General features: G+C 62.8%; 26 protein-coding genes. 15 read left to right on the top strand and 11 right to left on the bottom strand.

The annotated features are described in order from the left end of the window. Positions 1 to 174 precede the first annotated feature (174 nt). The 3 genes from HEP69_RS21790 (at position 175) to der (ending at position 3,765) form a co-directional block, all read left to right on the top strand. Positions 175 to 846, top strand: coding sequence for a tetratricopeptide repeat protein (locus HEP69_RS21790; RefSeq protein ID WP_290560622.1), 672 nt, complete (start codon positions 175 to 177; stop codon positions 844 to 846). Between the two features lie 77 nt (positions 847 to 923). Then, positions 924 to 2,267 carry a PQQ-like beta-propeller repeat protein gene (locus HEP69_RS21785; protein ID WP_290560621.1) on the top strand — a complete coding sequence of 448 codons (1,344 nt, stop codon included), beginning with the start codon at positions 924 to 926 and terminating at the stop codon, positions 2,265 to 2,267. Positions 2,268 to 2,316: 49 nt separating this feature from the next. Continuing rightward, a complete protein-coding gene (der, locus tag HEP69_RS21780; protein ID WP_290560620.1) occupies positions 2,317 to 3,765 on the top strand; it encodes a ribosome biogenesis GTPase Der in 1,449 nt (482 codons plus the stop codon). A 139-nt stretch (positions 3,766 to 3,904) separates the two neighbouring features. Here der and HEP69_RS21775 read toward each other — a convergent pair whose 3' ends face one another. Continuing rightward, a complete protein-coding gene (locus HEP69_RS21775) occupies positions 3,905 to 4,294 on the bottom strand; it encodes a hypothetical protein (RefSeq protein ID WP_290560619.1) in 390 nt (129 codons plus the stop codon). Between the two features lie 260 nt (positions 4,295 to 4,554). Between HEP69_RS21775 and HEP69_RS21770 the strand changes: the two genes are divergently transcribed. Continuing rightward, entirely contained in the window at positions 4,555 to 5,544 is a 990-nt protein-coding gene (locus HEP69_RS21770) for a fatty acid desaturase (protein WP_290560618.1), read from the top strand. Between the two features lie 78 nt (positions 5,545 to 5,622). Here the strand turns inward: HEP69_RS21770 and HEP69_RS21765 are convergent, their stop codons facing one another. From HEP69_RS21765 to HEP69_RS21745, 5 genes are all read right to left on the bottom strand, one after another. Continuing rightward, complete coding sequence (locus HEP69_RS21765; protein ID WP_290560617.1) at positions 5,623 to 6,348, bottom strand: hypothetical protein; 726 nt, start codon at positions 6,346 to 6,348, stop codon at positions 5,623 to 5,625. Continuing rightward, the gene (serS, locus tag HEP69_RS21760) at positions 6,345 to 7,637 is read right to left on the bottom strand and encodes a serine--tRNA ligase (RefSeq protein WP_290560616.1); all 1,293 of its coding nucleotides are present in this window, start codon (positions 7,635 to 7,637) and stop codon (positions 6,345 to 6,347) included. The genes HEP69_RS21765 and serS overlap by 4 nt, the downstream gene beginning before the upstream one ends. Before the next feature lie 102 nt (positions 7,638 to 7,739). Next, positions 7,740 to 8,477 (bottom strand): gamma-glutamylcyclotransferase, encoded by a 738-nt coding sequence (locus HEP69_RS21755; RefSeq protein ID WP_290560615.1) that lies wholly within the window; start codon positions 8,475 to 8,477, stop codon positions 7,740 to 7,742. Between the two features lie 87 nt (positions 8,478 to 8,564). After that, positions 8,565 to 8,705 (bottom strand): hypothetical protein, encoded by a 141-nt coding sequence (locus HEP69_RS21750; protein ID WP_290560614.1) that lies wholly within the window; start codon positions 8,703 to 8,705, stop codon positions 8,565 to 8,567. A gap of 68 nt (positions 8,706 to 8,773) precedes the next feature. Then, positions 8,774 to 9,709: a pentapeptide repeat-containing protein gene (locus tag HEP69_RS21745; RefSeq protein ID WP_290560613.1), complete on the bottom strand. Its 936-nt coding sequence runs from the start codon at positions 9,707 to 9,709 to the stop codon at positions 8,774 to 8,776. A 205-nt stretch (positions 9,710 to 9,914) separates the two neighbouring features. On the opposite strand from HEP69_RS21745, the gene yajC reads away from it, so the two are divergent. The 10 genes from yajC to HEP69_RS21695 are packed head-to-tail and all read left to right on the top strand — an operon-like array spanning position 9,915 to position 16,765. After that, entirely contained in the window at positions 9,915 to 10,199 is a 285-nt protein-coding gene (yajC, locus tag HEP69_RS21740) for a preprotein translocase subunit YajC (protein ID WP_290560612.1), read from the top strand. A gap of 34 nt (positions 10,200 to 10,233) precedes the next feature. Next, positions 10,234 to 11,895: a protein translocase subunit SecD gene (gene secD / locus HEP69_RS21735; RefSeq protein WP_290560611.1), complete on the top strand. Its 1,662-nt coding sequence runs from the start codon at positions 10,234 to 10,236 to the stop codon at positions 11,893 to 11,895. Position 11,896: 1 nt separating this feature from the next. After that, positions 11,897 to 12,865, top strand: coding sequence for a protein translocase subunit SecF (gene secF / locus HEP69_RS21730; RefSeq protein ID WP_290560610.1), 969 nt, complete (start codon positions 11,897 to 11,899; stop codon positions 12,863 to 12,865). Continuing rightward, positions 12,858 to 13,610: a sulfite exporter TauE/SafE family protein gene (locus HEP69_RS21725; protein WP_290560609.1), complete on the top strand. Its 753-nt coding sequence runs from the start codon at positions 12,858 to 12,860 to the stop codon at positions 13,608 to 13,610. The genes secF and HEP69_RS21725 overlap by 8 nt, the downstream gene beginning before the upstream one ends. 4 nt (positions 13,611 to 13,614) lie before the next feature. Beyond that, positions 13,615 to 13,968, top strand: a complete 354-nt coding sequence (locus HEP69_RS21720) for an Mth938-like domain-containing protein (protein WP_290560608.1) — start codon at positions 13,615 to 13,617, stop codon at positions 13,966 to 13,968. Between the two features lie 59 nt (positions 13,969 to 14,027). Beyond that, on the top strand, positions 14,028 to 14,642 hold the full coding sequence (gene ccmA, locus HEP69_RS21715) for a heme ABC exporter ATP-binding protein CcmA (RefSeq protein WP_290560607.1): 615 nt from the start codon (positions 14,028 to 14,030) through the stop codon (positions 14,640 to 14,642). After that, on the top strand, positions 14,639 to 15,295 hold the full coding sequence (gene ccmB / locus HEP69_RS21710; RefSeq protein WP_290560606.1) for a heme exporter protein CcmB: 657 nt from the start codon (positions 14,639 to 14,641) through the stop codon (positions 15,293 to 15,295). Before ccmA ends, ccmB begins: the two co-directional genes overlap by 4 nt. Positions 15,296 to 15,340: 45 nt before the next feature. Then, a complete protein-coding gene (locus HEP69_RS21705; protein ID WP_290560643.1) occupies positions 15,341 to 16,072 on the top strand; it encodes a heme ABC transporter permease in 732 nt (243 codons plus the stop codon). Beyond that, positions 16,069 to 16,227, top strand: coding sequence for a heme exporter protein CcmD (gene ccmD / locus HEP69_RS21700; RefSeq protein WP_290560605.1), 159 nt, complete (start codon positions 16,069 to 16,071; stop codon positions 16,225 to 16,227). The genes HEP69_RS21705 and ccmD overlap by 4 nt, the downstream gene beginning before the upstream one ends. Beyond that, a complete protein-coding gene (locus HEP69_RS21695) occupies positions 16,220 to 16,765 on the top strand; it encodes a DsbE family thiol:disulfide interchange protein (protein WP_290560604.1) in 546 nt (181 codons plus the stop codon). The genes ccmD and HEP69_RS21695 overlap by 8 nt, the downstream gene beginning before the upstream one ends. A gap of 39 nt (positions 16,766 to 16,804) precedes the next feature. Here the strand turns inward: HEP69_RS21695 and HEP69_RS21690 are convergent, their stop codons facing one another. From HEP69_RS21690 to acnA, 3 genes are all read right to left on the bottom strand, one after another. Then, positions 16,805 to 18,706, bottom strand: coding sequence for an NAD(P)/FAD-dependent oxidoreductase (locus tag HEP69_RS21690; RefSeq protein ID WP_290560603.1), 1,902 nt, complete (start codon positions 18,704 to 18,706; stop codon positions 16,805 to 16,807). Positions 18,707 to 18,863: 157 nt separating this feature from the next. Continuing rightward, positions 18,864 to 19,115 (bottom strand): hypothetical protein, encoded by a 252-nt coding sequence (locus HEP69_RS21685; RefSeq protein WP_290560602.1) that lies wholly within the window; start codon positions 19,113 to 19,115, stop codon positions 18,864 to 18,866. A 65-nt stretch (positions 19,116 to 19,180) separates the two neighbouring features. Beyond that, complete coding sequence (acnA, locus tag HEP69_RS21680; protein WP_290560601.1) at positions 19,181 to 21,865, bottom strand: aconitate hydratase AcnA; 2,685 nt, start codon at positions 21,863 to 21,865, stop codon at positions 19,181 to 19,183. Between the two features lie 231 nt (positions 21,866 to 22,096). On the opposite strand from acnA, the gene HEP69_RS21675 reads away from it, so the two are divergent. Beyond that, entirely contained in the window at positions 22,097 to 22,798 is a 702-nt protein-coding gene (locus HEP69_RS21675) for a DUF1223 domain-containing protein (protein WP_290560600.1), read from the top strand. Here the strand turns inward: HEP69_RS21675 and HEP69_RS21670 are convergent. Together HEP69_RS21670 and HEP69_RS21665 are read right to left on the bottom strand one after the other, a co-directional pair. After that, positions 22,795 to 23,715 (bottom strand): lysophospholipid acyltransferase family protein, encoded by a 921-nt coding sequence (locus HEP69_RS21670; RefSeq protein WP_290560599.1) that lies wholly within the window; start codon positions 23,713 to 23,715, stop codon positions 22,795 to 22,797. The genes HEP69_RS21675 and HEP69_RS21670 overlap by 4 nt on opposite strands. Positions 23,716 to 23,723: 8 nt before the next feature. Further along, complete coding sequence (locus tag HEP69_RS21665; protein WP_290560598.1) at positions 23,724 to 24,602, bottom strand: DMT family transporter; 879 nt, start codon at positions 24,600 to 24,602, stop codon at positions 23,724 to 23,726. Positions 24,603 to 25,287: the final 685 nt, after the last annotated feature.

Below are 25,287 nucleotides of genomic sequence, written 5' to 3'. Positions count from 1 at the left end.
AGACTAAACTAACCAGTTCAGATTAATTTTTTTCGCCGGGTCGCGCAACTGCATCGGCGCGGCCGGTTCGGCGGCTCTTGGCTTGCTCTGCATCGCGCGGTAAGAGGAGCGCAACGTCATCACTGGATACGCCGCCGACCGGACGGTGGATCAGTAAATCATGGATGGGCCGACATGAGCGATACCGACAGCTTTATCGACGAAGTCACCGAAGAGGTCCGTCGTGATCGGCTTTATCGTTATCTGCGCCGCTATGGCTGGATCGCGGTTCTGGTGATCCTGGCCATCGTGGGCGGCACCGCGTTCAACGAATGGCGCCAGGTCCAGGCCCAGGGCGAGGCGCAGGCGCTGGGGGACGCGCTGACCGCCGCGCTGGAAGAGCCGGATGCCGCATCCCGCGTGGGCGCGCTGGAGGCGTTGTCTCCGCAGAGTCCGGGTGGTCAGGCGGTGCGCGATTTCCTGCTGGCGGCCGAACAGGCCGAGACGGGCCGGACCGAGGCGGCCCTTGCCACGCTGGACCGGATCTCGACGAATGGAGATGTGGCGGACATTTATCGGCAAATCGCGTCGTTCAAATCCCTGACCTTGCAGGCCGATGCGATCAGCATCGAAGAGCGACGCCTATCATTCGAGGCATTGGCCCGGCCCGGCGCGCCGCTGCGGCTTTTGGCCGAGGAACAGCTTGCCCTGATCGAGATCGAAGAGGGCGCAACGGAGGCCGCGATCTCGCGCCTGGAGGCGATTGTCTTGGATGCCGAGGTCAGCACGGACTTGCAACAGCGCGCCCGGCAGGCGATTGTGGCGCTGGGCGGTTCGCCGGAGGCGGCACCCGGCTCGCAGGGCTGACCCCGGAGACAACCGGGCAGGGCGGTTGAACAGGACCGGAACAGGGTAAGACGGACGGGACAGGACAGGCCAACCAGATGAGTTCACTTCTTTGCACAGCGCGCACGCGGTTCTTCATGGCCGCCGGTTTGATCACAGCTCTGGCCGCCTGTGCGGAGGACGATTTTGTCCTGCCGGGGGAGCGTGAGGATATCCGCCCACCCGAGGTACAGCTGGCCGCGTCTCTCGCGCCGCTGGCCGACCCCGAAGGATCCCGTGCCATCCGTTTGCCCGCAGCGGCAGTCAACGCCGAGTGGGCACAAAGCCATGGCAGTGCCGCCAACCGTGTCGCGCATCCCGCGCTGAGCGCCACCCCGCAACTGGCGTGGAGCGCCAATATCGGAGCGGGAGACAGCCGCAAACAGCGTATCACCGCCGATCCGGTGGTCGGCGGAGGACGCATCTATACGCTGGATGCCAAGGCACAGGTGAGTGCCGTCAGCCCCGCGGGGGACGTGATCTGGTCGCGAGACGTGCGTCCGGCGCGCGACCGCGAGGAGGACGCCACCGGTGGCGGCCTGGCCTATGACAATGGCACGCTATATGTGTCCTTGGGATTTGGCGAGGTCAGCGCACTGGATGCCGCGACCGGCACGGTGCGCTGGCGCCAGCAGCTGGATGCCACAGGCTCCGGCAGCCCGCTGGTTCTGGGCGACACGCTCTATCTGGTGGCCGGTGACGACACTGGCTGGGCGATCGATACCGATGATGGCCGTGTCGTCTGGCGCGTTACGGCGACCCCGTCCGTCGCCAATGTGCTTGGCGCTCCGGCTCCGGTCTTGGTCGGTGGCCTGATGGTCTTTGCCTTTGGGTCGGGCGAATTGATCGCGACCTTTCCCAAGGGCGGGCTGCGGCGCTGGGCGGCCTCGGTCGCGGGGCAGCGCATGGGTGTTGTGACGGCCCGCTATTCGGACATCACCGGCGCCCCGGTCGCGGTCGGCGACACGATCTACGCCGGCAATCATTCCGGACGGCTTGTCGCGTTCGACGCAGGCAATGGCGAACGCATCTGGACTGCGCGCGAAGGCGCGCTGAGCCCTGTCTGGCCAGCGGGTGACAGCGTTTTTGCCATCACTGACCGCAACGAGCTGATCCGCCTTGATGCAAGCACAGGGCAGATCATCTGGACATCCGAACTGCCGGGGTATGTGCGCGACCGGCCCCGTCGGCGCGATGAGATCGTTGCAAATCACGGTCCCGTGCTGGCCGGAGGCCGCCTGATTGTAACCTCGAATGACGGGGTGATGCGGGCCTTCTCGCCCGAGAATGGCAGCTTGCTCTCGACCGTCGAGATCCCCGGCGGGGCCACCACCGGTCCGGTGATCGCGGGCGGGACGCTCTATGTGGTGTCGACGCGCGGCCAACTCCACGCTTTCCGTTAAGGAGCGGATGCGCTAAACCGCGCGTCTGATCCTTTGGGGCCTGATACTCATGAGCTTTACCCTCGCCATCGTGGGCCGCCCGAATGTGGGCAAGTCCACGCTCTTTAACCGTCTTGTCGGCAAACGGCTGGCGCTGGTCGACGACCAGCCGGGCGTGACGCGTGACTTGCGCGAGGGCGCGGCCCGTCTGGGCGATCTGATATTCACCGTGATCGACACCGCCGGTTTGGAAGAGGTCACCGATGACAGCCTTCAGGGCAGGATGCGCCGCCTGACCGAGCGCGCGGTCGATATGGCCGATATCTGCCTTTTCATGATCGACGCCCGCGTCGGGGTCACCCCCACCGATCAGATTTTTGCCGATATCCTGCGCAAACGCTCGGCCCATGTGATCCTGGCAGCCAACAAGGGCGAAGGCTCAGCCGCCGATGCGGGCGTGATCGAGGCCTATGCGCTGGGCCTGGGCGAGCCCATTCGGATGTCTGCCGAACATGGCGAAGGCCTCAACGATCTTTATGCGATGCTTCAGCCCCTGGCCGATGCCTTTGCCGAGCGCACCGAGGCGGAGGCGCCTGAAACCGATGTGAGCATCGACGAAGAGGACGGGGAGGTCGCCCGTCAGCCGACCGCCGCCAGACCCTTGCAGGTCGCGGTCGTGGGCCGCCCCAATGCGGGCAAATCCACCCTCATCAACCGCATTGTCGGCGAAGACCGTCTGCTGACCGGGCCCGAGGCCGGGATCACCCGTGATGCGATCTCGCTGCGCACCGACTGGCAGGGCACGCCGATGCGCATCTTCGACACGGCCGGTATGCGCAAAAAGGCCAAGGTGCAGGAAAAGCTGGAAAAGCTCAGCGTCTCGGACGGGCTGCGCGCGGTGAAATTCGCCGAGGTTGTCGTGGTGCTGCTCGATGCCGCGATCCCGTTCGAGCAGCAGGACCTGCGTATTGCGGATCTGGCCGAGCGTGAGGGGCGTGCGGTCGTCGTCGCGGTGAACAAATGGGATGTCGAGGAGCACAAACAGGAAAAGCTGAGGGATCTGCGGGAGGCGTTTGAGAGGCTGCTTCCGCAGCTCAAGGGCGCGCCTTTGGTGACGGTTTCAGCCAAGACGGGTAAGGGGCTCGATCGACTTCTTGCCGCGATCCTGCGCGCCTATGAGATCTGGAACCGCCGGGTGCCCACCGCCGCGCTGAACCGCTGGCTGACAGGCATGCTGGAGGCGCATCCGCCGCCCGCGCCGCAAGGCAAGCGGATCAAACTGCGCTACATGACCCAGGCAAAAACGCGGCCGCCGGGGTTCGTGGTGATGTGTTCGCATCCCGACAAGATGCCCGAAAGCTATACGCGGTATCTGGTCAACGGGCTGCGCCTGGATTTCGACATGCCGGGCACGCCGATCCGGCTGCATATGCGCGGCCAAGGGGAAAAGAACCCCTATAAGGGCCGCAAGAAGGCGCAACCGTCGAAACTCAAAAAGCACCTGAAGCGGTCTGGCTGACGGGTCGTGTCGCGCGGGTCATGCGGTGCTGGGGGCTCTGCCCCCGGCCTGCGGCCTCCCCCGGGAATATTTCTGGCCAGAAGAAGCAGGGGCTCTGCGCCGACTTGGGTCGGGGATGCTCATCCGACAGGGCCGCGTGCTACCCGCTGGCCGAACGCTCGTTGCAGGTTTGCCGCGCCTGGACCAGGGTCAGGGAGTTGCCGACCACCTCGACGGAGTTGGAAAAGCTCGGAGCGCCGGCACCCGCAGGCGGTGTCAGGCCAAAAACGACCGCGCGTTTTCCCGGAGCGGCACTGCTGGGTCCGGGACCCTGGAGGACATAGATCCGCTGGGTCGATCCCGCGAGCCCTTGTGCAGCGACGCTTGCCCCGCACCAGTAAAGCGCATCCTCGCTGAACTGGGCGACCACCTCGAATGTGCCGTTTGGCAGTGGAAATGCCTCGACCCGGGACCGGTTGTCGGCCGTTGCCGGCAGGGCCGCCAGCAGCGCAGCCGTGGTCAGACCAAGGATAAAATACTGTGTCGGCATCGTTCTTTCCTCCCGTTGGTTCTGGGGGGAATACGGTGGGCCCTATCTTGTGGATGACCCAACGGCGCTGACATATGCGTGAAGAAGGCAGGAACCCGGCGCTGTCGGTCGCGGCCCGCCAGATCGGCAGTCCACCGCTCTTTGCGATCCTACGCTCTTGAAATCTCCGTCAAAAACTTGTGCGATTGGACTGTTAGACTTATCTGAGAAATATGTGGGTTCGCTTCGGGAAATCGAGGCGGCGTCTGACGGGGGACGACATGAATTTGCGTGAGTATACGCGGCTTTACTGCGACAAGGACAACCGTATCGCCGCGCTGAGTTATTTTGGCACCTTTGCGGTGTATTTCAGCTCGCTGTGGCTGGCGATTGCCTTCCGGGACAGCTGGTGGATCCTGCTGCCCGCAGGCGTCGTGCATGCGGTGGCCTCGGTCCGGCTTTATGTGTTGCAGCATGATACAGGTCATCACTCTCTCTTTGAGACGCGCGAGCAGAATGAATGGGCGGGGATCGGCCTGTCGCCTTTCACCTTCGCGCCCTATGAGGTGATGAAGCAGAACCATAACCTGCATCACGCGGGCACCGGCAATCTGGACCATCGCGAGACCGGTGAGATCCACACAATGACCCTGCGCGAATGGGAGCAGGCCGGGTTCTGGCAGCGCCTGCAATACCGGCTTTACCGCAATCCGTTTATCCTGGTGCCGCTGGGTGCGCTTTTCACCTATTTCATCCGTTACCGGTGGCCCAAGAATGCCGCGCGTTTTGGCGTGGGCGCGGTGCTGGCTCATAACGGGCTGGTGCTGGCCTGGGTCGGTCTGATCTATCTGCTCTCCGGTTTGCCTGGGCTGGCGATCTATTTCAGCTTTGCGTTTCTGGGAGGCATGCTGGGCGTGTTTCTGGTCTATCTCCAGCATAATTTCGAGGATACCTATTGGGACCGCCGTCCGGATCTCGACCCGGCGCTGGCTGCGCTACAGGGGTCCTCGACGCTCGATTTCGGCCATTGGTTCGATATCGCGGTGGCCAATATCACGTGCCACGACCTGCACCATTTCAATGCCAATATCCCCAGCTATCGCCTGCGCAAGGCGCGCTATGACCTGCCCGAAGAATTCGCGCCCCGCCGGATCGGGTTCATCGAAGCGGTGCGCGCGCTTAATCTCAAGCTCTGGGATGAAGAGGCGCAACGGCTGGTGCCCTTCCCGAAAGCGCGGGAGCGACGTGCCAACAGCACGGCCCGCGCCTGACAGAGAGGTGTAGGGCGGGACTTGTCCCGCCGCTCGCGGAGCCTCAGGTCTTGAGACGAGTCTTTAGGACGGGCTCCTTCACGCGCGCGGGATTGTCATCGCGCGGAGTGCCAGCAGCCCCACGACCGCAGCCCCCGTCAGCGCCAGAACCACCACGAAAAGCGCACCACCCAGATTGTTGACCGCCACCGCCAGCAGGGCCCAGACCACGGCCGCACCATATTCGGGCACCCCCTCCAGCGCCACCTGGATCACGCTGGCCAATGCCGTCGCCAGCACCAGACACAGGATCGCGGCCTGCACCTCGCCCATCACGCCCCAGCCCGCCAGAACCAGCCCAAGCGCGACGAAGGACGCCGCCGACAACCATCCGGCGTAAAGCCCGATCGGCGCGCGCGCCCACCAGCGGTCCAGAAGCGGCGCCCGAAACAGCGCCAGCAGCGCCGGGATCAGCATCGCCCAGATCAGAATTGCAGCGGCAAAGGCGCTGAGTTTGGCCACCGCGAGCCAGCTTGTGCCCACCGCCAGCGACATCACCAGATAGGGCCGCATCTCCTCCCAATCCGGAGCGTCGGCGCGGGCCAGGACGCCAAACGCCGCGCCCGCCAGCAACCAAAGATAAATCACCGCCCAGATCGCAAAGGCATAGCCCGCAGGCTGTACCGCCGGATCCTCTTGCGGGACCGGGAATTGATCGGCGTCGAATCCGCCGAAATCGGGGATCACGAAAGACGACGCACCAAAGCTGACGGCCGTTACCAGAACCGCCACGGCCCAAAGGGTGTTGCGCGCTTCGGGGCTCATCTGAGGACACCGTCGGCGCCCAGTATGGTCTTGCCGCCGAGATAGGGGGCAAGCACCTCCGGCAGCCGAACCGATCCGTCCTCTTGCTGGCCATTTTCAAGCACTGCGATCAGACAGCGCCCCACGGCCAGACCCGACCCGTTGAGCGTGTGCACGAACTCGGGTTTGCCGCCGCCTTGCGGTCTGAACCGCGCGTTCATGCGGCGGGCTTGGAAATCGCCGGTGGTGGAGACCGATGAAATCTCCCGATAGGTGTTCTGCCCCGGCAGCCACGCCTCGATATCAAAGGTGCGCCGGGCGCCGAATCCCATATCGCCAGTACACAGCACAATCGTGCGATAGGGCACACCCAACCGCTCCAGCAGATCCTCGGCACAGCGCAGCATGCGCATTTGTTCGGTGTCGCTGTCGTCGGGATGGGTGATCGAGACCATCTCGACCTTCTCGAACTGATGATGGCGCAGCATGCCCGTGGTGTCTTTGCCCGCCGATCCTGCCTCGGAGCGGAAACACAGCGTATGGGCGGTCATACGGATGGGCAGGTCCGCAGCCTCCAGCACATCGCCCGCCACGGAATAGGTCAGCGTCACCTCTGAGGTGGGGATCAGCCACCAGCCATTGGTGGTCTGGTAACTGTCATCGCCGAATTTCGGCAGTTTGTCCGTGCCATACATCGCCTCGTCGCGCACCAGAACGGGGGTGGCCATCTCGGTCAGCCCGTTTTCCTCAACATGGGTGTCGATCATGAACTGTGCCAGCGCCCGGTGCAGCCGCGCGACCGCGCCCTTCAGCACGACAAAGCGCGCGCCCGAGAGCTTGGCCGCCATCTCGAAATCCATCGAGGCGGCGACGCCCGCGATCTCGAAATGTTCCTTGGGTTCAAAGGGCAGGGCAGGCGGCTCCCCCCAGCGGTTCACCTCGACATTGTCCTGCTCATCCGCGCCGTCCGGCACGTCCTCGGCAGGCAGGTTGGCGATCCGCGCCAGCATATCCGTCAATTGCGCATCCAGCGCCTTGGCCTCGGCCTGCATCGCGGCGACCTCGGCCTTTTTGTCCGAGACCAGCGCGCGCAGCCGCTCGAACTCGGCCGCGTCGCCCTTGGCCTTGGCCGCGCCCACCAGCTTGGAGGCTTTGTTCTGCTCGGCCTGCGCGGTTTCCGCCGTCAGGATCTTGGCCCGCCGCGCCTCGTCCACGGACAAAAGTTCCGACGACATGGCCGCATCCCCCCGGCGCGCCAGGGCGGCGTCAAAAGCGGCAGGATTTTCGCGGATCGCGCGGATGTCGTGCATTGGTCTTGTCCTTGATGAGTCGTCCTGTCCGACTTATGCCGCAACACCGCGCCGGTGGGTAGAGGGTTGGGGCGCGCCACCCCACCAATCCCCCTGAACCGATCAGGCCTCGGCGCTGCGGACTGCCCGTACCCGCGCATGCAGGCGATGCATGGCCGCATCCTCCAGGCCCAGCTCATCCAGATGCCGGACCAGCGAGTCCAGATAGTCGAAATTGGGGCCAAGCCCGCCCTCGGCATGGGCGATCATCAGTGCGGCCCGCTCCTCCGGCACATCCGGCATGTAACGCGGATTGCTCTGGTCCATGACAAAGGTCAGTGCCTCGACCGGGCCTTGCGGTGTCGCCACCTCCAGGAAGACCGGGCAATAGGCGCCCGCGAACATCTCGCGGTTCCACATGAAGGCGGTTTCGCCGTCCACCCGGTCGGCGGGCAAACGAAACACCACGCCGTCGCACCGGCCGCCTTCGTCCAGTGCGGCCATCAGACCGGGCCGCTCATGGGTGCCGCGCCCGCCTTCCAGCCGCATGCAGAAACTGCGCCGCCAGCCGCTGAGCCCGCCATAGCGGTACTCCTCCACATAAACCGCCGGGTCCCAGATCAGGGAACCATAGGCAAAGACCCACAGATCGGCGTTCATCCGGTCGCCCAGCACCGCCTGCCTGTTGGCCTCGCGCGCGTCATGCTCCATCCGCCAGCCGGGCGGCCAGCCTTCTTCGGCGGCCTGAACGTCCAGCTCTGCAAACCGGTCCAGCCCGAACCGCATCTCGGACTGGTCCGGCGGCGTGATCAACCCGCGCAGGGCCGGGGTATGGCGAAAGACATGAGGGGCAAAGGGCATGAACGGGATCTAGCCCGTTTTGTGCAGCGGAGGCCAGCGGATTTGTCCCCCGGTCAAACCACCGCCGTTCGCCTTGATCGCGCCCGCTTATTCGTCCCGCGCCGCGGGATCGTCCGGATCGAACCCGATCTCTTTCTGCCACGCGCGCCAGGCAGAGCGGAAGTCGTCCCAATCCTGATACTCCCGCAAAAACCGTTCCGGGGGATCGATGTGTTCCGGCAGGCTCACGCTGGCATCGCCAAAGACACTATCGATCTGCTCCAGAGATATGGTAACTTGGGTATAATCGACAGACCTCAGCGCCGCACCTCGAAGAGGTGCGGCGCCGGGGACTGCGCCCAGCGGAGGTCTGCCCCCTGCAACTGCGCCCCGGTCAGGCGGGTTTTGTCGAAATCGAGCTCGCGCAGCGACATTGCCTGCAAATTGGCCTCGCGCAGGTCAATGATCAGGTCATCCCCCGCCTGTCTCGCCCAATAGCGCAGGCGGCCCAGCGTCTGCACCGCCTTTTCCATGTCGGATCGTTGCAGCGCCAAACCGGCCGCCCAGTCCCGCAGGTCCGATGGCGCAGCATCCTTTGGCGGGTCCACCGCCGGATGCGCCTTGGACAATTCCCGCACATAGACCGACAACATGCGGGCCACGCCCACGGCGTTCTCGGCACGTTCCTCCACCAGCCGCTCCAGCTGATCGATCGCGGCGTTGCGGCGGATGATGTCGTCTTCCCAAAAGTCCTGATGATGGCGATAGCTTCCACCCCGCACCAGCGGCTTGGTCACCTGCCGCTGGGCATAAAGATCGCGCGTCGCCTCGGTGATCTTTGCATTGTACAGCACATCCTCCGCATGGCGGTTCTGGTCCCGCGTCAGGGTTAGCCGGATCAGCGTGAAGGGCAGGGCGACCACCGCGCCCAGTGTCGCGGTCAGGGCGGCAATCGCAAAAAGGTCAGTCCGGATGTCTGTCAGATCCGCGCTGTCAAAGACCAGGGTGATGGCGTGAAAGACCAACCCCAGCAACCCCAGGAACAGCCACAGGAACAGCACAGTCCAGAAGACCCCCGCCACGACCAAAAGCGCCGAGGGGACGGACCGCAGTCCCAGCCGCGCTTTAGCCCGGTCCAGAAGGTTGCCCTTGGCCCCGCCCGACAGCGTCGCCAGAACCCCGACGACCAGCAGCGCCGTGATCAGCGTCCCCAAAGCCAGCATCCGCCATTCAGGGGCAAATGTGTCGAACATCACACGTCCATCCCATCCCGTTCCCAACGCCAACATGACGCCAAACCACGTCACTGCCAAGCACGCAGGGGCGGGCCTGTGGCGGCAGTGCAAATCAGAGGCTCGAATTACCCGCCAAGCCGCCTTGCACCGCCCCCGTTCAGCGCATAAGTTCCGCCAAACTTCGCGGGCAGCCCCCGCGCGTCATTCAAAGAAGGAAAATCCCATGGACGGTGGCGCATTCGCCCAGTTTCTCCCGCTTATTCTGATCTTCCTGATCATGTATTTCCTGCTGATCCGGCCTCAGCAAAAGAAGGTCAAAGAGCATCAGGCCATGGTCGAGGCGCTGCGCCGCGGGGACCAGATCGTCACCCAGGGCGGGCTGATCGGCAAGGTCACCAAGGTCAAGGACGATGGCGAGATCGAGGTTGAGCTGGCCGAAGGTGTCAAGGTGCGCGTGGTGCGCAGCACGGTCGCTCAGGTGATCAACAAGACCGAACCGGCAACGTAAACTTTGCCCGCCAAGGCGTTGAAAAGGCAGGTCTATGCTGCAAATTGATCTTTGGAAACGGCTGCTGATCTGGCTGACCTGCGTGGTGGGTCTGGTGCTGGCCCTGCCCAACGGGTTCTATTCCCGGGTCGAGACCCATAATGACGCGATGCAGGCGATCGAGCTGATGGGCGAGACGCCCCAGCGTCGGGCCGAGGCGGATCTTTGGCCCGAATGGATGCCGTCCTCTCTGGTCAATCTGGGCCTGGATCTGCGCGGTGGCGCGCATCTTTTGGCCGAAGTGCAGGTCGAGGACGTCTATAGCGCCCGGATGGAGGCCACCTGGCCCGAGGTGCGCGACATCCTGCGCCCCGAACGCGCGACCATCGGGACGATCCGCCTGCAACCCTCGGCGCCCGATGAGATTCGGGTGCGCATCGGCACGCCCGAGGGCATGCCCCGCGCGCTTGAAGTGGTCCGCGCGCTGGCCCAGCCGATCCCGTCGCTGACCGGGGTAACGGCCTCCGACATCGACGTGCGCGGCGAGGGCGACGTTCTGATCGTGACGCTGAGCGAGGAAGAGCGCGCGGCGTCCGACGACAGGACCGTCCGGCAAGCCCTTGAGATCATTCGTCGGCGGATCGATGAGGTTGGCACGCGCGAACCCACGATCCAGAGGCAAGGCGCGCAGCGTATCCTGATCCAGGTGCCGGGCATCGGCAGCGCGTCTGAGCTGAAAGAAATCATCGGCACGACAGCGCAGCTGACCTTCAATCCGGTGATCGGCCGGGGTACGGATGCAAACGCGGCGCCGGGCGTGGGCAACAAGCTGTTGCCCAGCATTGACGAGCCGGGCACGTTCTACACTCTGGAATCCGCGCCCGTTGTGACGGGCGAGGAACTGGTCGACGCCCAGCCCTCCTTTGACCAGAACGGGCGGCCTGCGGTCAATTTCCGGTTCAATCCGACCGGTGCCCGCAAATTCGGCGACTATACGGCCGAAAACATCGGCAATCCGTTCGCGATCGTTCTGGATGACGAAGTGATCAGTGCGCCGGTGATCCAGTCTCATATTCCGGGCGGGTCAGGTATCATCACCGGCAATTTCTCGGTCGAGGAGTCGACAAACCTGGCGGTGCTGCTGCGGGCAGGGGCCTTGCCCGCCGGGCTGGAGTTCCTCGAAGAGCGCACCATCGGGCCCGAACTTGGCCAGGACAGCATCGATGCGGGCCGTGTCGCCACGGTGGCCGCGTTCGTGGGCGTGCTGATTTTCATGGCGCTCAGCTATGGCATGTTCGGGCTTTTCGCGAATGTCGCGCTGATCCTGAATATCGCGCTGATCTTTGGGCTGCTGTCGCTGATCGGGGCGACGCTGACCTTGCCGGGGATTGCCGGGATCGTGCTGACCGTGGGGATGGCGGTCGACGCCAATGTGCTGGTCTTCGAGCGGATCCGCGAAGAGCTGAAATCCGCCAAGGGGCCAGCCCGTGCCATCGAGCTGGGCTATGAAAAAGCGCTCAGCGCCATTCTGGACGCCAACATCACCACCTTCATCACCGCGGTGATCCTTTATGCCATGGGCTCGGGTCCGGTCCGCGGCTTTGCGATCACGCTGGGTCTGGGCATCCTGACTTCGGTCTTTACCGCGATATTCGTCACGCGCCTGATCATCGTGATTTGGTTCGAACGGCGCCGCCCGAAAACGATTGAGGTATGAGATGCGACTGAGACTGGTCAAACAAGGCACCTCCTTCGATTTCTTCAGCCGCTGGAAACTGTGGCTGGGTATCTCCGGTCTGTTGATGGTCGTGGCGATGGTCTCGTTCTTCCTGCAAGGATTGAACTATGGCATCGATTTTCGCGGCGGCACGACGATCCGGACCGAAAGCACCCAACCCATCGATGTCGCGCAATACCGCGCCGCGATGGAGGCGTTGCAACTGGGCGATATCACCATCACAGAGGTGTTCGATCCGACATTCCCCGAGGATCAGAATGTTGCCATGGTGCGCATTCAGGCCCAGGAAGGGCAGGAATCCGTCACGGCCGATGTGATCCAGAGGGTGGAGGCGGCGCTGCGCGCCGTGGTGCCGGACATCAAATTCGTCTCGGTCGAAAGCGTTGGTCCCAAGGTCTCGGGGGAACTGATCACGACCGCGATCATCGCCGTGATCCTGGCCATCGGCGCGGTGCTGGTCTATATCTGGCTCAGGTTCGAGTGGCAGTTCGCGCTCGGCGCCGTGGCGGCGCTTGTGCATGATGTGGTGCTGACCATCGGGATATTCTCCGAACTTCAGATCAAGTTCGATCTGGCGATTATTGCGGCCCTTCTGACAATTGTGGGCTATTCGCTGAACGACACCGTGGTGGTGTTTGACCGGGTGCGCGAGAACCTGCGCAAATACAAGAAACGGCCGCTGGCGGAGGTGCTGAATATCTCGATCAACGAGACGCTCAGCCGGACGGTGATGACCTCGGTCACGACGCTTTTGGCACTGATAGCCCTCTTTGTGCTGGGCGGAGATGTGATCCGGGGCTTTGTCTTTGCGATGATCTGGGGCGTGATCGTGGGGACCTATTCGTCGGTCTTCGTGGCCAGCGCGATCCTGCTCTATCTGGGGGTCAAGCGGGACTGGTCGAAGCCGACCGATACCACTGGCAACCAGTTCGCCAATGTAGATGCCTGACATTCTGGCCCAGGCCCTGTCTCTGCCGGGACTTGGTTGGCTGACCGCCGCAATAGTCGCGGCGGGTCTTGTACGGGGGTTCTCGGGCTTTGGCTCGGCCATGATCATCATGCCGGCGGCCAGTTCGGTTCTCGATCCGTTTGCGGCTCTGGCGTTTCTGGTGGTCGTTGAATTCTGGGGACCGCTGCCCAATCTGCGTGCGGCTTTGCGCGATGGCCACCGGGGCGAGGCGCTGCGCCTGCTGATCGGCGCGGCGATTGGTCTGCCTCTTGGCCTGTGGGCGTTGTCGATGCTGTCGCCGGAGGTTTTTGGCTGGACCGTTTCAGTGGTGGTTTTGATCCTGCTGGGCCTTGTGATCAGCGGCTGGCGCTATACTGGAACGCTTGGCCCGGCGGCGATCACGGGCCTGGGATCGCTGGGCGGATTTCTGGGCGGTGTTGCGGGTATTCCCGGGCCGCCTGTGATCATGCTCTACATGGCCAGCGCGCGGGCCATTTCGGTCATCCGCGCGAATTTCCTGCTCTACCTGCTGGGCATCGATGTTCTGATGCTTGGCCTGTTTATCGCACTTGATCTGCTGGATGCGACAGCCGTGGTGGTGGCGTTGATCCTCGTCCCGCTCTATATGATTTCAAACATCGTTGGCGCACGGCTGTTTGATCCCGAGAGAGACCGGGTTTTCCGGGCCGTGGCCTATGCGGTTATCGCCGTCTCGGCCCTTCTGGGGCTGCCGATCTGGGAGTAAATCCATGCGCCTGAACGAAGTCACCTATACTGATGCGGCCCCTGTCGAAGGCTATGGTCCAGGATTTTTCCGTGTCGGCGGACAGGTCTATGAGGGGGGCGTCCTGACCGGCCCCACAGGCACCCAAGCCTGGGCGGGCTATGAAGACCGCGCGCGGCTCTTTGCGTTGCAGGGTCAGATCGACGTCCTTTTTCTGGGCACGGGGGCCGAGACCGCCCATATCCCTGCCGACCTGCGGGCCGAGCTTGATGGGCTGGGGATAGGGGTCGAGGTGATGAACTCGCCCTCCGCCGCGCGGACCTACAATGTCCTGCTCTCGGAAGGGCGGCGTATCGCTCTGGCAATGTTGCCAGTCTGATCCGCGCTGAGACGATCTAGCGCTTTTGTGTGCAGCATGGGTGGGTTAGAGGTTTGGCCATGAGCCTGACCGTGACCGATCTTAGCGTTGCCCGTGGCGGCCTTCCTGTGTTGGAGGGCGTGTCTTTCACTGTGCCCGATGGCGGCGCGCTGATCCTGCGGGGCCCCAACGGCGTTGGCAAGACAACGCTCTTGCGCACGATAGCGGGGCTGCAACCGGCCTTGGCCGGGATGGTGACCGGCGCGGAGGATCGCATCGCCTATGCGGCCCATTCCGACGGGATCAAACCGACGCTGAGTGTGGCCGAAAACCTGATTTTCTGGGCTCAGGTCTTTGGTGCCGGCGGGATTGACGCCGCGCTTGACGCCTATGCGCTGGCACCGCTGCGCGACCGGCCCGCAGGGGCGCTTTCGGCCGGGCAGAAACGGCGGCTGGGGCTGTCGCGGCTGATGGTGACGGCGCGGCCTGTGTGGGTGTTTGACGAGCCCACTGTGTCGCTTGACCGCGATGCGGTGGCGATGTTTGCCGGGGCGGTGCGCGCGCATCTGAAGCAGGGCGGCGCAGCCATAATGGCCACCCATATCGAACTGGGGATCGAGGCGGAGGTGCTGGAACTGGCCCCCTACCGCGCGGCGCTGGATGCGGTCGACGCCTTCGAGGAGAGCTTTTTGTGATTGCCCTGTTGATGCGCGACCTGCGGCTGGCGTTTCGCGCGGGCGGCGGATTTGGCCTGGGGCTGGCGTTCTTTTTGATCGTAACGGTGCTGGTCCCGTTCAGTGTCGGGCCGCAATCGCAGCTTTTGACGACCATCGCGCCGGGGATCTTGTGGCTGGGCGCGCTTTTGGCCTGTCTCTTGTCGCTCGACCGGTTGCTGGCGCTGGATTGGGAGGATGGGTCGCTTGACCTTCTGGCGACGGCACCTTTGCCGTTGGAGAGCATCGTGTCGGTCAAGGCGCTGGCGCATTGGTTGACCACTGGCCTGCCGCTGGTGCTGGCGGCGCCGCTATTGGGGGTGCTCTTGAACCTTGCGCCACCGGGCTATGTCTGGGTCGTGATCTCCCTGGCCCTGGGCACGCCTGCGCTGTCGGTGATCGGCACGTTCGGGGCGGCGCTGACCGTGGGGCTGAAACGCGGGGGGCTTTTGCTGTCGCTCTTGGTGCTACCGCTTTATGTGCCCACGCTGATCTTCGGGGCCGAGGTGGCGCGGCGCGGCGCCCAAGGGATGGAGGTCACAACCCCGCTGTTGATGCTTGCGGGGATAACGGCGGGTGTCATTGCGCTCCTGCCGTTTGCGAGCGCGGCTGTCCTGCGCGTCAATCTGCGTTAACAGTTGTGAATTGAGACCGGAGAGGTAAGGGGTTAAATGGGGTCTATGTCGCTTTGGGAATACGCAAATCCAAAAAAATTCCTCACCACGAGTGAGCGGATACTGCCGTTTTTCTGGGCCGCTGCCGCGGTCTGTCTGGTCGTGGGGCTGATCTGGGGGTTCTTCTTTACGCCGGATGATTTCCGGCAGGGCTCCACGGTCAAGATCATCTATCTTCATGTGCCTTCGGCGATGATGGCGATCAATATATGGGTGATGATGCTGGTCACCTCGCTGATCTGGATCGTGCGTCGCCACCATGTGAGTGCGCTTGCCGCCCGGGCCGCGGCCCCCATCGGCATCGTGATGACGCTGATCGCGCTGGCAACCGGGGCGATCTGGGGCCAGCCCATGTGGGGCACCTGGTGGGCCTGGGATCCGCGGCTGACGTCGTTCCTGATCCTGTTTCTGTTTTATCTTGGATATGTGGCACTGTGGGAAGCGATCGAGAACCCCGATACCGCCGCCGATCTGACAAGCGTCCTGTGCCTTGTCGGATCGGTCTTTGCGATCCTGAGCCGCTATGCGGTGCTGTTTTGGAACCAGGGCCTGCATCAGGGGGCGTCGCTGAGCCTGGATAAAGAAGAGAATGTGGCGGATGTGTTCTATTATCCGCTGTTGGTCTGCATCGCGGGTTTCGTGTTCCTGTTCATTGCCCTGGTGCTCTATCGGACCGGAACTGAGATCCGGGCGCGCCGGATCAGGGCCTTGGCCACACGGACGAGGGCGCAGGCATGATGCCGGATCTGGGTAAATACGCGGATGCGGTGCTGTCGGCCTATGCGGCCTCTATCGTGCTGTTGGTCGTGTTGGTGGTGATGACGGTGCTGCGCGGCCGCAAGGTGCGCGCCGAGATGGCGCGAATAGAGGAGCAGCGCAGCAAGAATGGCTAGGATTTCCCCCCTTATGCTCGCCCCTCCGGCGATTTTCGCAGCCTTTGCCCTTTTGGCGGGGATCGGCATGTTTCGCGAAGATCCTGATGCGCTGCCCTCGGCGCGCGAAGGACAGCCCGCACCGGCGGTGGTTCTGACCGAATTGCCGGGCAAGACGCTGTTCAGCGATGCCGATCTGCGCGACGGAGAGGTCAAGCTGGTGAATTACTGGGCCAGTTGGTGTGCGCCGTGCCGGGTTGAGCATCCCCACCTTGAGACACTGGCCGACGAAGGCATCCCGATCTACGGGGTGAATTACAAAGATGAGCCCGCCAAGGCGATTGGCTTTCTCGAAGAGTTGGGCGACCCCTATCGCGGCATCGGCGCGGATGCCAATGGCCGTATGGCGTTAGATTGGGGGCTGTATGGCGTGCCCGAAACCTATGTGATCGCGGGCGACGGTACGATCATCCTGCGGTTTGCCGGGCCGGTGACCGAGCGGGTGTTGCAGGACCGTTTGCGCCCCGCGATCGAGCGGGCGCGCGGCGCGGGCGGTTGATGGCGGGCCCGCTCTAGAGGCCCGCCACGCGGTCACGGATCAGGAATAGGAATACGTGGTCGGATTGATCCGGAGCACCGGGGCGAACTCGGCACCCAGAGGGTCCAGCACACCGTATTTGTAAAGGATCGCCGACAGCATGTTCATGGTGGGCTGCAAGGCCCCGTCGATCCAGCCGCCGATAAAGGATGTGCTGTCACCGGTGATGAACACACCCGCATACTCGCTTTCATAGATGATGGCGTTGTAGGACTGATAGAACATGTCCGCGATCTGTTGATCCTGCCCGGGCTGGGCCAGCGTAAACGCGCCATAGGAGTTGGCGTCAAGCTGCCAGTGGATCATGTAGATATCGCTGTCTCCGTTCACCGGCACAAGATTGTCCACATAGTTCGGGAAGGCCGATTGCTGCATGATCACGTTCAGTTCGGCCTTGAGCATATCCAGCAATGCCGAGGGCGAAGGGGTGGCGTCTTCTGCGTTCGAGACGGCCATTAGCTGGGTCGACAGATCCTCCCAGGTATAGGTGACCAGCACCATCCCATAGTTCGGATCGCCATAGTCAAGCGTGTAGAGCTGTGGCGCCTTGGTGTCCGACAGGATGTTGCGGGGAAAGTCGTTGCTTTGACCCTCCCAGAATTTCGCCGTTCGGATAAAGAGCTTGGACGACGAGGTCATATGCGTGCCATTGATCGCCTGGTTCACATTGTCGGGCAGGTACTGAACATTGGCCTGATGTCCCGTCACGTTGTAGTCGGACACCGACATGCCGACATTCATCGCACGGCTGGTGGTGGCGGCGATGACGATGTCGTATTGCACATCGGTGGTGGTGCCGTTTTGATCCGTTTCGCGCACGGTGACATAGTTCTGGTCCGGCCCGACACGCACGGAATCGACGACCGTGGCCTTGGTAGACAGCTTGGTGGTCACGCCCAGATCGGTCGCCTTCTGCCAGATCGCCTGGGTCAGGTCCTGGATCCCGGTAGGCTGCGGCGTGCCGCCATTGTTGAGATTGGCAAAGGTGGACTGGTTCGTCTCAAGCCCGTTTGGGATCAGCCGGAACACATAGTTGAACCCGATGGGATAAAGCGGCCCGAACCCGCCCGATCCCAGCCCAAGCGCGCCGAATTTGACAAAGTCCTCATCGGTCCAGACCGTCCCGCCGGGCACATCCCACTGATGGTTTGCGCCAAAGATCTTTTGCAGACCGGTGTAGAAACTGTCGCTGCCGAACGTATCCAGGTATTTCTGCCATTCGGTGATCACCGTGGACGCGTAGTTCTGCGTCGGGTTGGTGAGATAGTGTTGCAGGCTCTCCGCGGAGGCCAAGATCGTCGATCCGCCGGAGGTTATCCCATTGCTCAGAAACGCGTTCCAGCCGGTATAGACGGTGCCGAACCCGGTGGGGTAGTTTTCCGACGAGGTCCAGGTTTGCGCGGCCCCCTGATAGGAGACGACCGTGGGCTGGTTGCCCGGATCCGGAAAGCCCGAGACAAACCCATAGCCCAGGCTGTTGGCATAGTAATAAAGCAGATCCTCGCTGGGCGGGAACCGCATCGCGCCCAGTTCCGCGACATTGATGCCATCCGGTGTGACGACCGATCTTGTGCGGCCGCCGATGTCGCTTCGGGCCTCGTAAAGCGTGATCTGCTGGCCCGTCCCGCAGGCTTTGGCCAGCTCAAAGGCCGAAGTGACGCCCGACATGCCCGCGCCGATCACCGCGATTCGGGTGGCGTTGGGCAGGCCGCCAAGGGGCGCGTCGATACCGCCACAGGCCTGGTTCCAGTTCGAATAGATCAACTGGGGCGTGTCGAGAAACGCTTGCGGCGCAATGGGTTGAATGGCGCCATCCGTGTCGGCGAATTTCTTTCCGGGACCGAATGCCGGATGCGCTTTACCCAGGCCGACGGACTGTCTGAGATTTGGAATGATTGGCATAATAACCTCCCTGATCATGCACGCGCATATGATGCGGCGGCACTATGCCAATCACTATCATCATTTGTGATGATTTATTTTTGCACAAACCGGGGCGCAATTGTGCGCACCAGAAGAATCGGCGGGGCAGGGCCTTGCCTTGTTCCCCGGGGCAGGATCAGCGTCCCGCGCTCCTGGCCTGAAGCGAGACCCACCAGATGGCCGCCGCACCCAGCAGAAAGACGCCAAAACCGGCAAAAAACAAACAGATAAACAGCATTGGCGAGATGGTCATGGTGGGCTCCACCTTGAGTTTTCTGGGTTGGCTGGGCAGGTGCAGTATCTGCGTTGCACCCGGCAGAGCATTGACTTTGATCAATCGCGGCGGCCGGTCTGGTTGTCGCGTATCAACGGCCTCTTTTCGCGCCATAATCCATCGAAAAGAAAAGAGGCGCCCCAAGAGGCGCCTCGATCAACGTCTATTTGATATCGCGGTTACGCAGCGGCGAGGTTACGCAGCACGTAATGCAGAACGCCGCCGTTTTCGATATATTCAATTTCCACCGCGGTATCGATCCGGCATTTCAGGGTGATGGTCTTTTCGGTTCCATCGGCCATCACGATCGTGCAGGGCACTTCTTGCAAAGGTTGAATCGTGTCGAGCCCATGGATCGACACTGTCTCTTCGCCGGTCAGGCCCAGAGAGGAGCGGCTGTCACCGCCGGTGAACTCGAACGGGATCACGCCCATACCCACCAGGTTGGAGCGGTGGATCCGCTCAAAGCTCTCCGCGATCACGGCCTTGACACCCAGAAGTGCCGTGCCCTTGGCCGCCCAGTCGCGGGACGAGCCTGCGCCGTATTGCTCACCGCCGAACACCACCAGCGGAGTGTCCTGGGCCTGATAGGCCATTGCCGCGTCATAGATCGACATCTGCGCGCCATCGGGTCCTTTGGTATAGCCGCCTTCGACCCCGTCCAGCATCTCGTTCTTGATGCGGATATTGGCGAAGGTGCCGCGCATCATCACCTCGTGATTGCCGCGCCGCGAACCATAGGAGTTGAACTCCCGCACGGGCACCTGACGCTCGATCAGGTACTGACCGGCGGGTGTTGTGTCCTTGAACGACCCGGCGGGCGAGATGTGGTCGGTGGTGATCATATCGCCCAGCACCGCCAGCACCTTGGCGCCTTCGATATTCTCGATCTTCTTGGTGTCCATCGTGATGCCCTGGAAATAGGGCGGGTTCTGGACATAGGTGCTGGCAGGCGGCCAGTCATAGGTCTTTTCGTTCGTGGTTTCGACCGATTGCCATTTCTCGTCGCCGGTAAAGACTTCGGCGTATTTCTCGACAAAGGCCTCGCGGGTCACGGTTTTGTCGACCAGCTCGGCGATCTCTTTCTGGCTGGGCCAGATATCCTTGAGATAGACGTCCTTGCCATCGGGGGTCTGGGCGATCGGGGCCGTGGCCAGATCGATGTCCATCGTGCCGGCCAGCGCATAGGCCACCACCAGCGGCGGTGAGGCGAGGTAGTTGGCGCGCACATCGGGCGAGATGCGCCCTTCAAAGTTGCGGTTGCCCGACAGCACCGAAGTGGCCACCAGATCGCCCTCGGCAATCGCTTCGGAGATCTCTTTCTGCAAGGGACCGGAATTGCCAATGCAGGTGGTACAGCCATAGCCCACCAGGTTGAAGCCGATCTTGTCGAGATCCTCTTGCAGGCCCGCGGCCTCCAGATAGGCGCTGACGACCTGAGAGCCGGGAGCGAGCGAGGTTTTGACCCAAGGCTTGCGATCCAGACCCAGGGCTGCGGCCTTGCGCGCCACCAGCCCTGCGCCGATCATAACATAAGGGTTCGACGTGTTGGTGCAGGACGTGATCGAGGCGATCACGACCTTGCCGCTTTCCATGGTGTAGTCTTCGCCCGCGACGGGAACTTCCTTGCCCATGGGGCGCTTGAAGGTCTCTTCCATCTCGCGTTGGAAGGCGGTCTGCGCATCGGTCAGGGCGACGTAATCCTGCGGGCGTTTGGGGCCCGAGATCGCGGGCACGATGGTGCCCATGTCCAGGTGCAGCGTGTCAGTATAGACCGGCGCGTAATCATCGCCGCGCCAGAACCCGTTTTCCTTGGCATAGGCTTCGACCAGCGCGATGCGGTCCTCGTCCCGACCAGTATTGCGCAGATAGCGCAGCGTTTCGCCGTCAATCGGGAAGAAGCCGCAGGTCGCCCCATATTCAGGGGCCATATTGGCGATGGTGGCGCGATCCGCCAGCGGCAGCGTGTCGAGGCCCGCGCCGTAGAATTCGACGAATTTGCCGACAACACCGCGTTCGCGCAGCATCTCGACCACTTTCAGGACCAGATCGGTGCCGGTGGTGCCTTCGACCATCTGGCCGGTCAGCTCAAAGCCCACGACCTCGGGGATCAGCATCGAGATCGGCTGGCCCAGCATCGCGGCCTCGGCCTCGATCCCGCCGACGCCCCAGCCCAGAACGGCGGCACCGTTGACCATCGTGGTGTGGCTGTCGGTGCCCACCAACGTGTCAGGGTATGCGACCTCGTCGCCGGCCTGGTCCACATCGGTCCAGACGGTTTGCGCCAGATATTCCAGGTTCACCTGATGGCAGATGCCGGTGCCGGGGGGCACGACGCGGAAATTATTGAACGCGGACTGGCCCCATTTGAGGAAGGTGTAACGCTCCATGTTGCGCTCATACTCGCGGTCCACATTCATCTGGAACGCGCGCGGGTTGCCGAACTCGTCGATCATGACCGAGTGGTCGATGACCAGATCCACGGGGTTCAGCGGGTTGATCTTTTCCGGATCCCCCCCCAAGGCCACAATGCCGTCGCGCATCGCCGCCAGATCGACAACCGCCGGAACGCCGGTGAAATCCTGCATCAGAACGCGCGCCGGGCGATAGGCGATCTCACGCGGGTTTTTGCCGCCCTGGGCACCCCAGGTCGCAAAGGCCTTGATATCGTCGACGCTGACGGTCTTGCCATCCTCAAAGCGCAGCATGTTCTCCAGCACGACCTTGAGCGCGGCAGGCAGGTTCGAGAAATCGCCCAAACCGGCCTCGGTCGCGGCGGGAATGGAGTAATACGAAATGCTTTTGCCGTTCACGGTAAGCGTACGGCGGGTCTTGGCGGTGTCCTGTCCGACGGTAATGGGCATCTTTGGCCTCCCTGATCAGGTGGGTAAAAGGGGTGGGTGTTGGGTGCTATCTGACGCCTAACGCGGTTTGGTTCAACAGCAAAGAGAGGGGGTGCGTCGATTTTGTATACCATGGTGCACAAACTACAGGGCAGCTGCACATATGACAAACTCTCTCGAAACATTGATTGGTCATTTCCTGGCGTCTTGTCTATGTCCCTATGACACTCACACGGACGTTCTGGACATCTGATGAAGCCCTTTGTTGCCCTTATCGCCCTTATGTGGGTTTGCGTTGCTGCGCCGTCATCGGCCCAAACAAACCCTGTGGTGGTCGAGCTGTTTACGTCGCAAGGGTGTTCGTCCTGTCCACCGGCCGACAAGCTGATGCATGACCTGGCGGCGCGTGACGATGTGATCGCACTTGCATTGCATGTGGATTATTGGGACTACATCGGCTGGAAGGACCAGTTTGCCAGCCCCGCACATACGGAACGGCAAAAGGCCTATGCCGTGGCGGGACAACGGCGGTCTGTCTACACGCCGCAGATGATCATCAATGGCACCGACAGCGTCATCGGGGCCCGGGCGATGGAACTGGCCAAGCTTATCTCCGATCACGCGGCGCTTCCGGCGCAGGCGCATCTGGCAGTGCAGCGGGCGGGGGACGAGCTGATCATTCGCGCCCGGATGGTGGCCGAGGCCCCCCATAACATGATGGTCGTGCAAGTGCTGCGCTATACGCCAGAGCGCAGCATCAATATCACCCGAGGGGAAAATGCCGGCCATTACATGCGCTATGCGAATGTTGTGCATGAGATGACGATCGTGGCGGATTGGGACGGGAAAAACCCGCTGGAACTGAGCATGCCCGTGACCGGCACGGATCCGGTGGCGGTTCTGGTGCAAAACGAGAACCACGGCGCGATTGTTGCGGCGGTGCGGATCGATTAACCGCCGCCGTCGGGCAAGCCGCGCCCATACCAGGGTTTCCAGCGCCGGTGGATCCAGAACCACTGATCCATATGCTGGCGGATCATCGCTTCGAGATCGTCATTCATGGCCTGTGTCATGGTGCGCGGATCCGTATGCGGGATGGGCGCGTGCAGCTCGATCTTGAAGTCCAGACCGTTGGGCTGGCGAATGGCGTAGAACGGGATAATCTCGGCCTCGTATTTCAACGCCAGCTCGGCGGTCACCAGCGACGTTACAGCCGACTGGCCGAAAAACGTCAGCTCTTCACCGCCATGGACATGTAGATCGTGCAGGATGGCCACTGTTCCGCCTGCCTTGAGATGTTTGATCATCTCGCGCATGCCGCGGCGGCCCTGCTCGAACAGAAGCGGGCCGTTGATCTGCATCGAGCGCACGTAATGGGCGTTGAAATACGGGTTGGCCATACGCCGGTAAAGCGAGCCCATCTCATATCCGCGCGGGATCAGATTGGCGCGCATCGCATCGTAATTGCCAAAGTGCCCCCCCGCCAGAAAGACGGGCCGCCCGGCGTCCCGCGCGGCCTTGAGCGCGGCAAGCCCGGGCCCTGTCGGCTCGGACGCGTTGGCGTGGCGGGCAAACCCGTCGCCTGAATAGATCTCGATCAGGGTGCGGCCGGCAGTGTTGGGCACCGCGCGGCAGAGGCGCCTGACCTCCGCCTCCGGTAGATCGGGATGGGTCAGGGACAGGTTATGGCGGATGCGTTTGTCGAACCCGGCGAGGGGGGCGGCCACGGTTGAGACCAGCCATCCCATGAACCGCACGCGCATTGCGTAAGGCAGCAGCAAGACCGCGCCGATCAGGCCGCGCAGCACAAGATTGGTGGCGAAATGCCGAGCGCGGGCAGCGCGGGAAAGTTGCGAGGCATCAACGGGCATGACAGCGATCAGCGACGATAGGTTTCGCGGTGCCAGACATAGAGCCCCGCCGCCGCGATCACAAGTGCGCCCGCGACCGTCCAGAGATCCGGCCACTCGGCAAAAAAGACGATGCCCCAGATGGCCGCGAAGATCAGCCCGCAATAGGCGTAAGGGGCGAGCATTCCCGCCTCACCCAGGCTGAGTGAGCGGATTAACAGAAGCTGCCCGGCGGTGCCGAACCCTGCCGTAAGCAGCATCAGTGCGATGGCGGTCGCATCCGGGGCCTGCCAGGCAAAGGGCACCGCCAGGGTCAGGATCACTGTGCCGACGAGACCGGTGTAAAAGAGCGATGTCCAGACATCCTCACGGTGGCCGATCCGTCGGGTCAGCAGCGCATAGGACGAGTAACACACCGCCGCCAGAAGCGGCAGAAGGGCGGCAGGCGTAAAGATATCGCTGCCGGGACGGATGATGATCGCAGCACCCAGAAGGGCCGCCAGGATCCCGCCGATCCGCCGAAAGCCCAGCTTTTCGCCCAGAAAGAGCGCAGCACCCAGGGTGATCAGTACCGGGTTCACCGCCATGAGGGCCGCCGCATCGGTGAGCGCGATCAGGCTGAGGCCCCAAAAGAAAAACCCCGTCGCGCACATCAGCAGGACAGACCGCGCCAGTTGTAGCCCCGGATAGGCAGTGTGGGCGACCGTCTTCAAACGGGGCAGCACCAGCACGAACACGAGCAGCATCTGCCCGGCATACCGCGCCCAGAGCGCGGGCAGAACACCCACCTTGGGGGCCAGCGCCTTGACGGTGGCATCCATCAGCGAAAAGCACAGGATCGCCCCGATCATCATCAGGATCGCACGGCTGCGCGATGCGGTCTCGGCTTTGGAGGCGGCAATACTCATGTGGTCGGCCGCAGAAAACGGACAATGGGAAATGGGCCAAGCACGCGCATAGCGCCTGAGTGACCGATTGCGCGCGACTTGTCCATTGCTGTGATGCGTCGCGTGACTGGTGAGGCGCGACATATCTGGGTGGGGACGAGATTGGCGCGTGGCATGATTGGCCGGTCTTGTCCGCAAGCGGCACCGTGGGCCATGTCGTTCCTGGGCAGACCAAGATCGGGCGAAGGGGGTGGGCAGGACGTGAGGCGCGAACCGCGAACTCTGATCGTGACAGATCTCCAGATCATCATCCACAGCCACCGTTCTCCGGGCCGCTTGAACCAGAACGCTGGCGCGCCCAACCCCAATGGACGGGTTGCGCCATTTACGGAAAGGCCTAAAGCGTTTCGACCTGAACCTGAAGCGGGGGGGGGCCCATGAGGGTTGAGATGTGAGTCATCTGTATTGGGAGGATGGATCATGTCAGCCCCGTTGCCATGAGCGCTCCGGGCGCGGTTTCAGACGTACATTGAAGAAGGGTTAAACGGGCGTGCGGCGGCATTGCGCCTGAAGGTTTCGCCCGCCACAGGGGCTAGATGGGCGCGTCAGGTTCGGACCAAGGGCCATGCGGCCCCCCAACGCCAGGGGCCCCCCCGCGGCCGGGCAAAGCTGGCACCCCCCCAGCGTTCCTTGGGGAAACGGGCCG

Origin of the sequence: Aestuariivita sp., assembly GCF_021404545.1 — a bacterium.
GTDB lineage: Bacteria > Pseudomonadota > Alphaproteobacteria > Rhodobacterales > Rhodobacteraceae > Aestuariivita.
This window is presented reverse-complemented; position numbering and strand designations above follow the sequence as displayed.